The following is a 12408-nucleotide window of genomic DNA, read 5'->3' on the forward strand; positions in this document are numbered from 1 at the left end:
CCGTGAGGAGCTTGAGCGGTCAAGCTAGGGAGAGAGCGTGCCGCATGAACAGCACGAGGTCGCTTATGGGGGAAGAAGGTTAAGATCAGGATAACGGTGTGAGCTGCCTGAAGTCGCGGATCGCGACGTGCGTGGCAGCGCTTCGAGACGAGGCTTCGACGGGCTCAGCCTCTCCTCAGCACGAGAACGGGGTGAAAAAGGAGATGCCGTTCGTGCTGAGGAGGCACTGAGCTTGTCGAAGGGCCGTCTCGAAGCATGCCCCGCGCCACAAGGCTCACGCACACCGCACCCCCCTCACCCCACCAGTTCGTCCGCGCGCACCGGGAAGCTGGTCGAGCAGAAGGCGCAGTCGACCGCGATCACGCCGTTCTCGTCCGCCATCGCCAGCCGCTCCTCGAGTGGGAAGCGCGCCAGCACCGAGCGGATATAGTCGACGTCGCAGCGGCACCCCTTCACCAGCGCCTGGCCCGCGAGCACGCGCACCTCGGCCTCCTCGTTGAACAGCCGCCACACCAAGGTCTCGAGCGGCACGGCCGGGTCGGCGAGTTCGTCCTCCCCCATCGTCCGGCCGAGCGCCTCGACATGCTCCCACTCGGGATGATCGAGCTTGGTATGGAGCCGCTCGCGGCCTTCCTCGCCCTCGGGCAGGTGCTGGAGCAGCAGACCGCCCGCGACGCAGCGCCCGTCCGCGCTCTTGCGCAGGCCGACGCGCACCAGCGTCGGGATCTGCTCCGACTGGTAGAAATAGCTCTGTGCCGCCTCGCTCAGCGTGTCGCCGTCGAGCGGGACGATTCCCTGGTAGCGCTCGCCGGTGGTGGCGAGATCGAAAGTGATCGCGAGATACCCCTTGCCGAAGAGCGCGAACAGTGACGGCTCCGCGGGTGCCTGCGCCAGCCGCTCGGCGTCATACTGGATATAGCCGCGCACCTCGCCGCCGCGATAGTCGCACACCAGCAAGGTGACGACCCCGGCCTCGGTCTGCGTCTGCATGGTGAGCTGGCCCTGCGGGTCCTTGAGCGTGCTGCCGATCAGCGCGGTGAGCGTCAGCGCCTCGGCGAGCAGCTTCTCGATCGCGGGCGGATAGGCGTGCGCGGCGAGGATGGTGTCGAGCGTCGGCCCGAGCCGCACCACGCGCCCGCGCGCGTGCTGCGCGGGGATGGTGAAGCCGAGCGCGCGGTCGAGGTCGGGGGCGTTGGTATCGGTCAAGGCTGCCTCGTGCTGGCGAACGGTGGGACCGGCTCACCACCCTCCCGCGTCGCCCCGGACGTGTGCCGGGGTCCATCGTTCCGCGAACGCTGCGGCCGGTCGCGCGTGCGGCACCATGGATGCCAGGTCGAGGCCGGCATGACGGAGAGAGAAGAGGCGGCGGTCGAGTTCCGACTATCTGGGAAGCCGCGCCGCGCCGATCAACCGATCTGGCCGAAGCACCAGCGCAGCACCGATTTCTGCGCGTGAAGCCGGTTCTCCGCCTCCTGCCAGATCAGCGATTGCGGGCCGTCGATCACCTCGGGCGTGACCTCCTCGCCGCGGTGCGCGGGGAGGCAGTGGAGGAAGGCGGCGCCGGGCTTGGCCGCCGCCATCAGCGCGGCGTCGACCTGATAGGGCATCATCGCGCGCAGCTTGGTCTCGGCCTGCGCCTGGCCCATCGAGATCCAGGTGTCGGTGACGACGACGTCGGCATCGGCGACCGCCTCGCGCGGGTCGGCGACGACGCGCGCGCGACCCGAGGCGCGGACGATCGCCTCCTCCTCGGGCTGGAACCCCTGCGGGCAGGCCGCGACCACGTCGAAATGAAGCAGCGCCGCCGCCTCGACGATCGAGGCGAGCACGTTGTTGCCGTCGCCGAGCCACGCCACCTTGAGCCCCGGCAGCTGCCGCCCGCTCTCCACGATGGTGAGCAGGTCGGCCATGATCTGGCACGGGTGCGACTCATCGGTGAGGCCGTTGATCACGGGCACGCTGGCGTGCGCCGCCATCTCCTCCAGCTTGGCGTGGTCGTCGGTGCGGATCATGATCGCGTCGACATAGCCCGAGAGCACGCGCGCGGTGTCCGCCACCGTCTCGCCGCGGCCGAGCTGCATCTGCCCTGCCTCCATCACGATCGACTGGCCACCGAGCTGGCGGATCGCCATGTCGAAGCTGACGCGGGTGCGGGTCGAGTTCTTCTCGAAGATCATCGCCAGCACGCGGCCGGCGAGCGGCGCGTCGGCGTCGGCGCGGCCCTTGGGCCAGCCCGCGCGCGCCTGTTTGCGCTCCAGCGCGTCGGCCAGCATGGCGGCGATCGCGTCGCCACCGGCGTCGCTGAGGCTCAGGAAATGGCGCACTTAAATCCTCCCCGAATGGAGTGGCAGGGCGACGTGCCCCCGACAAGTCGAGATCATGCCGGGGGCATGATCGACCTGCCACGGGGGACCGCTCGCGTAGCGAGTGGTGGAGGGGGCCTCCACACAGAGCAGCGTTCGCGGAGGTCCCCCTCCACCACCGCGCTGACGCGCGGCGGTCCCCCTCCCCGCGAGCGGGGAGGAGCTTACATCACTCGTCGGCCACCGGCACGTAGACCCGCGCGGCCTCGCTCAGCTTCTCGACGCACTCGGCGATATGGCTCTCGTCGATCACCAGCGGCGGCAGCACGCGGACGACATTCTCACCCGCCGCGACCAGCAGCAGCCCGTGCTGGTCGCGGCAGTGCGCGACGAAGCGGCGACTGTCGCTCTTCAGCTTGATGCCCAGCATCAGCCCGTGGCCGCGGACGTGATCGAACAGGTGATCGTGGTTGGGGATCAGCTGCTCGAGCGAGGCGCGCAGCCGCTCGCCCATCCGTGCCACCTGGTCGAGGAAGCCGTCCTCCAGGATCACGTCGAGCACGGCCTCGCCCGCCGCCATCGCCAGCGGGTTGCCGCCATAGGTCGAGCCGTGCGTGCCGAACACCATGCCCTTGGCCGCCTCGGCGGTGGCAAGGCATGCGCCGAGCGGGAAGCCGCCGCCGATCCCCTTGGCCACCGCCATGATGTCGGGCGTGATGCCATACAGCTCGTGCGCGAAGAACTTGCCGGTACGGCCATAGCCCGCCTGCACCTCGTCGAGCACCAGCAGCAGCCCGTGCTCGTCGCACGCGGCGCGCAGGCCGCGGAGGAACTCCTCCGACGCCGGGCGGATGCCGCCCTCGCCCTGGATCGGCTCGACCAGGAAACCGGCGGTATGGTCGTCGATCAGCGCGAGCGCGCCCGCGAGGTCGTTGAACGTGGCATACTTGAAGCCGGGCAGCAGCGGCTCGAAGCCGTCGCGCATCTTGGCCTGGTTGGTCGCCGAGATCGCGCCGAGCGTGCGGCCGTGAAAGGCCGTATCGAAGGTGATCAGGTCGTGCCGCTGCGGGTTGCCGTTGGCATAGTGATAGCGCCGCGCGGTCTTGATCGCGCACTCCACCGCCTCGGCGCCCGAGTTGGTGAAGAACACCGTGTCGGCGAAGGTGTGATCGACCAGCCGCTGCGCGAGATGCTCGCCCTGCGGGCTGCCGTAGAGGTTGCTGGTGTGCATCAGCGTCGCAGCCTGGTCCGCGATCGCCTTCACCAGCTTGGGATGGCCGTGGCCCAGCGCGTTGACCGCGATGCCGCTGGCGAAGTCGAGGTACTGCTCGCCGTCCTCGCCGTAGAGATAGACGCCCTCGCCTCGCACCGGGCGCACGCCGCACCGCGGATAGACGGGCATCAGCGCAGGGGTGGACGACACGGGGCCTTCTCCTCGGAAAGAACAAGGGCGGCCCGACCGGACCGCCCCGGCCCGTCTTCTACGGTGGCCCGCCGCAGCGGGTCAACACCGCGCGCGAGAGCGCTTGCGCCGACGCGGCGATTGCGCTCGTGCCGCGACTATCCCACATAGGGAAGTAATACACCATTCGGGGAATCCATGGCCGATCCATATGCGACGCTGGGCGTGGCGCGCGGCGCCAGCGAGGCGGACATCAAGAAAGCCTATCGCAAGCTCGCCAAGGAGCTGCATCCCGACCGCAACCAGGGCAATCCCAAGGCGGCGGAGCGGTTCGGCCAGGTGACCTCGGCCTATGACCTGCTGACCGACAAGGACAAGCGCGCGCGATACGACCGCGGCGAGATCGACGGCGACGGCAATCCCACCGCGCCGTTCGGCTACGGTGCCGGCGGCGCGCGGCCGGGCGGCGCGGGAGGCTTCCGCTCTCAGCAGTTCGACATGGGCAGCGGCGAGGCGCCGGACATGTCCGATATCTTCGAGGGGCTGTTCGGCGGCCGGGGCGGCGGCGGTGGCGGCTTCGCCAGCGGTTTCGGCCGGCGCAACGCCGGTCCCCCGCCCAAGGGCGGCAATGTCGCCTACCGCCTCCAAGTGCCCTTCGCCGACGCCGCCGCGCTCGCGCCGCAGCGCGTGACCCTGGCCGACGGCAGCACGATCGATCTCAAGCTGCCTGCCGGGGTCGACACCGGCACGCAGATGCGTCTCTCCGGCAAGGGCGATCCCGGCGCCGGCGGCCCCGGCGACGCGATCGTGACGATCGAGATCCAGCCGCACCGCTTCTTCACGCGCGAGGGCGACGACGTCCGGCTCGACCTGCCCGTCTCGCTCAAGGAAGCCGTCGAGGGCGGCGCGGTCAAGGTGCCGACCGTCGACAAGCCGGTGATGCTCACGGTGCCGCCCGGCTCCACCTCGGGCAAGACGCTGCGACTCAAGGGCAAGGGCTTCCACCGCAAGGCTGGCGGTCGGGGTGACCAGCTCGTCCGCCTGGTGATCGACGTGCCCGCCGACGACGCCGCACTGAAGTCGTTCGTGGCGGGCTGGACCGGCGGGGGGAACCCGCGCGCGAACATGGGAGTCTGATGTGGGTGAAGGACGCCCCTCCCACGCTCACGCCTGAGGATCGCGCGCGCCATCACGGTGCCGCGCGACGGCGCCTCGACCGCCAACTCTCGCACGTCCGGCCCGGCAGCTACAGCTGGACGGTGGTGAAGCGCGCTGCCGTCGGCGTCTACACCGACGGCTTCATCCACGCCGGCAACCTCGCCTATCTCGCGCTGATGACGGTGTTCCCGTTCTTCATCGTCGCTGCCGCGGTCGCCTCGCTGTTCGGCCAGACCGACGAGGTGCAGCGCGGGGTCGCCAGCTTCCTGTCGGTGCTGCCGCGCGACGTCGGCGCGATCCTTCGCGAACCGATCCGCAACGTGCTCCAGGCGCGCACCGGCTCGCTTCTGTGGTTCGGCGCGCTGGTGGGATTGTGGACGGTCGGCAGCTTCGCCGAGACGATCCGCGACATCTTCCGCCGCGCCTATGGCACGCGCTCGTCGCAGTCGCTGTGGCGCGCCCGGCTCGGCCTTAGCCTCGCGATCGTGGGCTCGATCGTGATCGCGCTCTTCTCCTTCCTGGTTCAGGGTCTGCTGATCGCGGCCGAGCAGTTCATCTACCGCCTGCTGCCGGTCGCGCAGCATGTCGCGGAGTGGCTCAACCTCGCGCGGCTGGTGCCGGCGGTGGTCATGTTCGGCGCGCTGTACATGCTGTTCTACTCGGTCACGCCCGGCCGCTATCGCCGCAGCGAGAGCAAGAAATGGCCCGGCGCGCTGTTCACGACATTGTGGTGGGTGAGCATGACCGCCGGCCTGCCCTGGGTGCTGTCGCAGCTCGGCGGCTATGATCTCACCTATGGTAGCCTCGCCGGGGTGGTGGTGATGCTGCTGTTCTTCTATCTGATCGGCCTTGGCCTGGTGTTCGGCGCTCACCTGAACGCGGCACTGGCGGAGCCGCCCGCAGCCGTTGTAGAGGGGCCCGACGATAATGATGAACAATGATGGTGGCTTCGTGAACGGACTGATGGGGGGCAAGCGCGGGCTGATCATGGGGCTCGCCAATGACAAGTCGCTGGCCTGGGGGATCGCCAAGCAGCTCAGCGAGGCCGGCGCCGAGCTGGCCTTCTCCTACCAGGGCGCGGCCATGGAGAAGCGCGTGCGCCCGCTCGCCGAGCAGCTCGGCGTGGCGCGGCTGTTCGACTGCGACGTCTCCGACATGGCCGCTTTGGACGACACCTTCGCCGCGCTGGCACAGGAATGGCCGACGATCGATTTCGTCGTCCACGCCATCGGCTTCTCCGACAAGTCGCAGCTGCGCGGGCGCTATTACGACACCACGCTCGACAATTTCCTGATGACGATGAACGTCTCGGCCTATTCGCTGGTCGCGGTGGCGCAGCGTGCGCGCCGCATGATGCCCAACGGCGGCGCGATCCTGACGCTGACCTACTACGGCGCCGAGAAGGTGATCCCGCACTACAACGTGATGGGTGTCGCCAAGGCCGCGCTGGAGACGAGCGTCAAATATCTCGCGGTCGATCTCGGGCCCGAGAACATCCGCATCAACGCGATCTCGGCAGGGCCGATCCAGACGCTGGCGGCGCGCGGCATCGGCGACTTCAACTACATCCTCAAGTGGAACGAACTCAACGCGCCGCTGCGTCGCACCGTCTCGATCGACGAGGTCGGCGGCGCGGGTCTGTACCTGCTCAGCCAGCTCGCCAGCGGCGTCACCGGCGAGATCCACCATGTCGACGCGGGCTACAACGTCATCGGCATGAAGGCGGAGGACGCGCCGGACATCGCGCTTGCCTGAGGCGGGCGCCCCGGCCGAGCTGATCGTCCGCCCCGCGCGCGGGGAAGACGTGGCGGGGATCGACTCGCTGCTGCGCACCTGTTTCGCGCGCGCCGACGAGGCCGATCTGGTGCGGCGGCTGTGCGTCGACGGCGCGATGGTGCTGATGATGGCGGCGGTCGACGGCGCCACCGGCGCGATCGTCGGCGCGGTGGCGTTCAGCCGCATGGCGGTGACGGTGAACGATCGCGCCGTACCCGCGGTGGCGCTCGCGCCGCTCGCGGTAGCGCCGGCCTATCGCCGCCGCGGCGTCGGCGAGGCGCTGGTCCAGGCCGGACTCGAGCGGCTCGAGGCCGAGCGCGTGGTGCTGTGCTTCGTGCTGGGCGAGGCGGCCTACTATCGGCGCTTCGGCTTTCACGAGGATTACGCGGCCAACTTCGTCTCGCCCTATGCCGGCGAGCATCTGCTCGCGCTGCCGTTGCAGGGCGGGCTGATGCCGTGCGGAGTCCGCGGCGACGCGCGCCACGCCGACGCCTTCGCGGTGCTCGGCGGAGGGTGAGCGGACACCACGCTGCCTGTTGCCGTTCCCCGGCGAAGGCCGGGGCCCAGGTGGGAAAGCCGCGGCGGCTCTCACCAGCCTCCCCCAACTGGGCCCGGCCTTCACGGAAAACAGCTGCATTAAGCCCCTACCTTCGCCCCCTGTCCTAACCCGCGTGCTTCTGGCACAGCGCGCGCCATGTCCCATGCTGGCCGCCCGCGAACGTTGAGTCCCGACGCGCCAGCGACTCAACATTCGCAACATTCGGACCCTCGCGCATGAGCTACAACACCTTCGGCCGCGTGTTCCGCTTCACCACCTGGGGCGAGAGCCACGGGCCGGCGCTCGGCGCGGTGGTCGACGGCTGCCCGCCGGGGATCGCGCTGAGCGAGGACGACATCCAGCCTTGGCTCGACCGGCGCCGCCCTGGCCAGTCGCGCTTCACCACGCAGCGGCGCGAGCCCGACCAGGTCCGCCTTCTCTCGGGCGTGTTCGAGGGGCGTACCACCGGCACGCCGATCAGCCTGATGATCGAGAACGTCGACCAGCGCTCCAAGGACTATTCCAACGTCGCGCTCGCCTATCGACCCGGCCACGCCGACTACGCCTATGACGCGAAATACGGCTTCCGCGATTATCGCGGCGGCGGCCGCTCGTCCGCGCGCGAGACCGCCGCGCGCGTCGCCGCCGGCGCGGTGGCGCGGCTGGTGGTGCCGCAGGTGCGCGTGCGCGCCTGGGTCGAGGCGATCGGCGGCGATGCGATCGACCCGGCGGCGTTCGACGACGCCGCGATCGACACGAACCCCTTCTTCTGCCCCGACCCCGCCGCGGCGGCGCGCTGGGAAGAGACTGTCGACGCCGCGCGCAAGGCCGGTTCCTCGCTCGGCGCGGTGGTGGTGTGCGAGGCGACCGGTGTCCCCGCGGGCTGGGGCGCGCCGCTTTACGCCAAGCTCGACAGCGAGCTCGCCGCGGCGTGCATGTCGATCAACGCGGTCAAGGGCGTCGAGATCGGTGATGGCTTCGCCGCGGCGGCGCTCTCGGGCGAGCAGAACGCCGATGCGATGCGCCCCGGCGCGGACGGCCCTGCCTTCCTCGCCAATCACGCCGGAGGGATCGCCGGCGGGATCGCGACCGGCCAGCCGATCCGCGTACGCGTCGCGTTCAAGCCGACCAGTTCGATCCTCACCCCGGTCGAGACCGTCACGCGGGAGGGCGAGGCGACCGAGATCGCGACCAAGGGCCGGCACGACCCCTGTGTCGGCATTCGCGGCGTGCCGGTTGTGGAGGCGATGATCGCGCTGGTGCTCGCCGACCAGGCCTTGCTCCACCGCGCCCAATGCGGATAAGTTGGTTAATTTAGGCAAGAAATGACTGGAACACCTGCTTCGTGCGCTTCGTTCGGACCGCACACACAAGGAGAGGTTCTCATGCGCATTCTCGTGATCGCGGCCGCGGCCGCACTCGCTTTGCCCGCCGTCGCCTCGGCACAGACGACCGGCGGCACGGGCGGCAGCACCGGCGGCGGCATGGGCACCGGCATGGGCCAGTCGAGCACCGGCATGGGTCAGTCGGGCACCGGCATGGACCAGGGCACGATGGGCACGACGCAGCAGCCCGGTTCGACCGGCACCACCACCCAGAGCACGCAGTCGGACACAATGTCGACGACGTCGCCGCGCTCTACCCGTGAGTCGCGCCGCTCGTCGCGTAGCCGCTCGACCATGAGCCAGCCGAGCACGAGCACGACACCGGATCCCTCGACCCAGACGATGAACCCGGACCCGACGGTCGCGCCGATGTCGCAGAACAACCCGCGCACCACCGGCGCCGACCCGATGGCGACGACGCCGCAGTCGCCGCAGTAACCTCGCCTATGCCGACCCCCGTGCGATCGCACGGGGGTCGTGCCGCGATCAGTCGGCGAAGGGGTCGCGCACCAGGATGGTGTCCTCACGCTCCGGGCTGGTCGACACCAGCGCGACGGGGCAACGGATCAATTCCTCGACGCGACGGATATATTTGATTGCCTGCGCTGGCAGATCGGCCCAGCTCCGCGCGCCCGCGGTCGACTCCTGCCAGCCCTCGATCGTCTCATAGACGGGCTCGACCAGCGCCTGGTCCGCCGCGTGGGACGGAAAATAGTCGATCACCTCGCCGCGCAGACGATAGCCGGTGCAGATTCGCACCTCGTCCAACCCGTCGAGCACGTCGATCTTGGTCAGCGCGATCCCCGTGATGCCGCCAACCGCCGCCGACTGGCGCACCAGCACCGCATCGAACCAGCCGCAGCGCCGCTTGCGCCCCGTTACCGTGCCGAACTCGTGCCCGCGCGTGCCGAGCCGCTCGCCGGTCGAGTCCTCGAGCTCGGTCGGAAAGGGCCCGGAGCCGACCCGCGTGGTATAGGCCTTGGCGATCCCCAGTACGAACCCCACCGCCGCCGGGCCGAGCCCCGAGCCGCCCGCCGCAGTGCCCGCGATCGTGTTCGACGAGGTGACGAACGGGTAGGTACCGTGGTCGATGTCGAGCAGCACGCCCTGCGCACCCTCGAACAGGATGCGCTTGCCCGCCTCCTTGGCGGCATTGAGGTCGCGCCACACCGGCTTGGCGAAGGGCAGCACGAAGTCGGCGATGGCGCGCAGCTCGGCGACCAGCGCGTCGCGGTCGATCGGCGCCTCGCCGAAGCCGGCGCGCAGCGCGTCATGATGCGCGGTGAGCCGGTCGAGCTGCGGCCCGAGATCGTCGAGGTGCGCGAGGTCACAGACGCGCAGCGCGCGGCGGCCAACCTTGTCCTCATAGGCGGGGCCAATGCCGCGCCGTGTCGTGCCGATCTTGCCGGCGCCGCTGGCATCCTCGCGCATACCGTCGAGGTCGCGGTGGAACGGCAGGATCAGCGCGCAATTGTCCGCGATCCGCAGCGTCTCGGGCGTGGCGACCACGCCCTGCGCGGCGAGCCGCTCGATCTCGGCCTTGAGCGCCCAGGGATCGAGCACCACGCCGTTGCCGATCACCGACGGCGTGCCACGCACGATGCCGGAGGGCAGCAGCGAGAGCTTGTAGACCGACTCACCGACGACGAGTGTGTGCCCGGCATTGTGCCCGCCCTGGAAGCGCACGACGACGTCGGCGCGCTCCGCGAGCCAGTCGACGATCTTGCCCTTGCCCTCGTCGCCCCATTGCGCGCCGATGACTGCTACGTTGGCCATGGATACAGGTCTCCGCCTGCCGGGCGAACCCGCGCGCCCTTCGACAGGACTCGGCACGCGAGTGGTTCAGCGATGTCGGTGGGGCGGGTAGCGGCGGAGCAGCGGCAGGTCAACCGGCAGAGCCCGCGGCGAAGACTGCGTCATCATGGGCCAGCTCCCGGCTTGACCGCCGCCGCAGCGCCGCATCACTCTTCGGCCTCGGGGGGACCGAACGACGATGCGACACCTCGTCCTATATGCGCTCGCGAGCGCGCTGATCACGGCGCCCGCCGCCGCGCGCGAGCTCAAGGTCGGCCAGCCGGCGCCGCCGATCGAGCTCACGCTGGTCGATGGCAGCAAGACCACCCTGGCCGAGCACCGCGGCGAAGTGGTGCTGCTCAACTTCTGGGCGACCTGGTGTGTCCCGTGTCGCGCCGAGCTGCCGCTGCTCGACGGCTATTATCGTCATACCAGGCAGCACGCGCTCAGCGTCTTCGCGGTGGCAACCGACGGGTCGGCGCCGCTTCACCAGCTCAAGCCGCTGTTCGCCGCCATGGCGATCCCGGCGGTGCGCCGGATCAAGGGTATAGACGCAGAGATGCCCGCCGTGCCGACCAACTACATCATCGATCGTGCCGGCGTGGTCCGCTATGCCAAGGCCGCGGCGCTGGATCTGGACGACCTTAATCGCGAGCTGATCCCGCTGCTCAACGAACCCGCGCCGAAAGGCTGAAGCGCGCCGCGGCGGAACGGTGCCGCAGCGCGCGAGTTGAGCGAAGATGAAGTCTTTCGCGCTCGCCGCTGTCGTTCTGCTGCTGCTCTCCGGCTGCGGCGACCGGACTCGGGAGCCTGAAGGGGAAGACGCCACCGGGGCTGCGGCCAACGCAACCGCCGCCCCGGATGGCTCAGCGAACATCGTCAGCGCCACTCCCTCGCCGGTCGCTAGCACCACCCCGTCGCTCGATCGCGCGCGTTATCTCGGGCGCTGGCGGGGGGTGGAAGGTCTGAACCTCGTCGTCTCCCCCCGCGCGGACGCCGACACCTTGGTGTCGCTGGCGATGCAGTGGAGCCTCGACGACAAAGGCACCTACGACGGCGAGGTCACCGCCGAGGGTATCGCCTTCCAGCGCGCGGGCGCGCGCGAACTGCTGCGCCCGACCGACGGCGCCGCGACGGGGCTCAAGTATCTCGACGGCAAGAGGGAGTGCCTCACCGTCAAGCCCGGCGAAGGTTACTGCCGCGACTGAACCGCACGATCGAGCACGATGAGCCGGTGCGCCTCGGTGAGGTGAAGCCGCTCCACCATCTCGCCCTCGACCCGGATCGCCCCCAGCGCCGCATGCTCGGGCAAGGCGAAAGCGGCGACTATCCGCTCGGCGCGGGCGACCGCCTCCGCCGATGGCGCGAAGGCGCGGTTCGCGGGCTCGATCTGCGCCGGGTGGATCAGCGTCTTGCCGTCGAATCCCCAGCGCGCGCCCTGCGCACAGGCGCGCTCGATCGCGGCGGCGTCGTCGATCGCGTTGGTGACGCCGTCGAGCGCGACGATGCCGGCGAGCCGCGCCGCGAGCACCACCTCGGTGAGGATCGGCCACAGCGGTGCGCGATCCTCGCCCAGGATGCAGCGCAGCTCGCGCGCGAGGTCATTGGGCCCGACCACCAGCGCGGCGAGCCCGGTCTCGCGCGCCACCGCTACGATCGAGCGCAGCGCCGTGACGCCGGCGCAGGTCTCGATCATCGCCCAGAGCGCGGGCCCCTCGCCCAGCGCGGCCCGCGCGGCGCGGAGCGTGTCGGCGCCGTCCACCTTGGGGAGCAGCACCGCGTCGAGCGGCGCATCGCGCAGCGCGGCGAGGTCGTCGGCGCCCCATCCAGTGTCGGCGCCGTTGACTCGCACGATGCGTTCGCGCGCGCCCCAGCCGCCCGCGGTGAGGCGGGCGAGTGCGGCGTCGCGCGCGTCGCACTTCACCGCGGGCGCGACCGAATCCTCGAGGTCGAAAATTACCGCGTCGCAGTCGAGCGTCGCCGCCTTGGCGAGCGCGCGCTGGTTCGACGCTGGAAGGAACAGAGCGCTGCGACGCGGGCGCGCCGCCACCG

The 12408-nt window shown here is 70.1% G+C and carries 13 protein-coding genes; 8 read left to right on the forward strand and 5 right to left on the reverse strand.

Translation table 11 applies throughout. The features are described from left to right. Positions 1–294 precede the first annotated feature (294 nt). The 3 genes from FHY03_RS14985 to FHY03_RS14995 all read right to left on the reverse strand — a co-directional run bounded on the left by FHY03_RS14985 (position 295) and on the right by FHY03_RS14995 (position 3726). A complete protein-coding gene (locus FHY03_RS14985) occupies positions 295–1206 on the reverse strand; it encodes an Hsp33 family molecular chaperone HslO (protein ID WP_183931541.1) in 912 nt (303 codons plus the stop codon). Between the two features lie 200 nt (positions 1207–1406). Further along, a complete protein-coding gene (argF, locus tag FHY03_RS14990; protein WP_183919433.1) occupies positions 1407–2324 on the reverse strand; it encodes an ornithine carbamoyltransferase in 918 nt (305 codons plus the stop codon). Between the two features lie 208 nt (positions 2325–2532). Next, entirely contained in the window at positions 2533–3726 is a 1194-nt protein-coding gene (locus FHY03_RS14995; RefSeq protein ID WP_183919431.1) for an aspartate aminotransferase family protein, read from the reverse strand. A gap of 177 nt (positions 3727–3903) precedes the next feature. Here FHY03_RS14995 and FHY03_RS15000 point away from each other — a divergent pair, with 177 nt between their 5' ends. The 6 genes from FHY03_RS15000 (at position 3904) to FHY03_RS15025 (ending at position 9000) form a co-directional block, all read left to right on the forward strand. Next, on the forward strand, positions 3904–4842 hold the full coding sequence (locus FHY03_RS15000; RefSeq protein ID WP_183931542.1) for a DnaJ C-terminal domain-containing protein: 939 nt from the start codon (positions 3904–3906) through the stop codon (positions 4840–4842). Next, complete coding sequence (locus FHY03_RS15005; RefSeq protein WP_183931543.1) at positions 4842–5804, forward strand: YihY/virulence factor BrkB family protein; 963 nt, start codon at positions 4842–4844, stop codon at positions 5802–5804. The genes FHY03_RS15000 and FHY03_RS15005 overlap by 1 nt, the downstream gene beginning before the upstream one ends. 22 nt (positions 5805–5826) lie before the next feature. Beyond that, positions 5827–6618 carry an enoyl-ACP reductase FabI gene (gene fabI / locus FHY03_RS15010; RefSeq protein ID WP_183921342.1) on the forward strand — a complete coding sequence of 264 codons (792 nt, stop codon included), beginning with the start codon at positions 5827–5829 and terminating at the stop codon, positions 6616–6618. Then, entirely contained in the window at positions 6611–7156 is a 546-nt protein-coding gene (locus FHY03_RS15015; protein WP_183919424.1) for a GNAT family N-acetyltransferase, read from the forward strand. The genes fabI and FHY03_RS15015 overlap by 8 nt, the downstream gene beginning before the upstream one ends. Before the next feature lie 257 nt (positions 7157–7413). After that, on the forward strand, positions 7414–8481 hold the full coding sequence (aroC, locus tag FHY03_RS15020; protein WP_183931544.1) for a chorismate synthase: 1068 nt from the start codon (positions 7414–7416) through the stop codon (positions 8479–8481). An 81-nt stretch (positions 8482–8562) separates the two neighbouring features. Beyond that, the gene (locus tag FHY03_RS15025) at positions 8563–9000 is read left to right on the forward strand and encodes a hypothetical protein (protein WP_183931545.1); all 438 of its coding nucleotides are present in this window, start codon (positions 8563–8565) and stop codon (positions 8998–9000) included. Between the two features lie 48 nt (positions 9001–9048). On the opposite strand, the gene FHY03_RS15030 is transcribed toward FHY03_RS15025, so the two are convergent. Further along, positions 9049–10338 carry an adenylosuccinate synthase gene (locus FHY03_RS15030; protein WP_183919419.1) on the reverse strand — a complete coding sequence of 430 codons (1290 nt, stop codon included), beginning with the start codon at positions 10336–10338 and terminating at the stop codon, positions 9049–9051. Between the two features lie 217 nt (positions 10339–10555). On the opposite strand from FHY03_RS15030, the gene FHY03_RS15035 reads away from it, so the two are divergent. Both FHY03_RS15035 and FHY03_RS15040 read left to right on the forward strand, forming a co-directional pair. Continuing rightward, entirely contained in the window at positions 10556–11050 is a 495-nt protein-coding gene (locus FHY03_RS15035; protein WP_183931546.1) for a TlpA disulfide reductase family protein, read from the forward strand. A 46-nt stretch (positions 11051–11096) separates the two neighbouring features. Next, positions 11097–11564 carry a hypothetical protein gene (locus FHY03_RS15040; protein ID WP_221190220.1) on the forward strand — a complete coding sequence of 156 codons (468 nt, stop codon included), beginning with the start codon at positions 11097–11099 and terminating at the stop codon, positions 11562–11564. Here the strand turns inward: FHY03_RS15040 and FHY03_RS15045 are convergent. After that, positions 11549–12406: a CoA ester lyase gene (locus FHY03_RS15045; RefSeq protein ID WP_183931547.1), complete on the reverse strand. Its 858-nt coding sequence runs from the start codon at positions 12404–12406 to the stop codon at positions 11549–11551. The genes FHY03_RS15040 and FHY03_RS15045 overlap by 16 nt on opposite strands. Positions 12407–12408: the final 2 nt, after the last annotated feature.

The organism is Sphingomonas sp. BK345, assembly GCF_014193845.1.
Lineage (GTDB): Bacteria > Pseudomonadota > Alphaproteobacteria > Sphingomonadales > Sphingomonadaceae > Sphingomonas.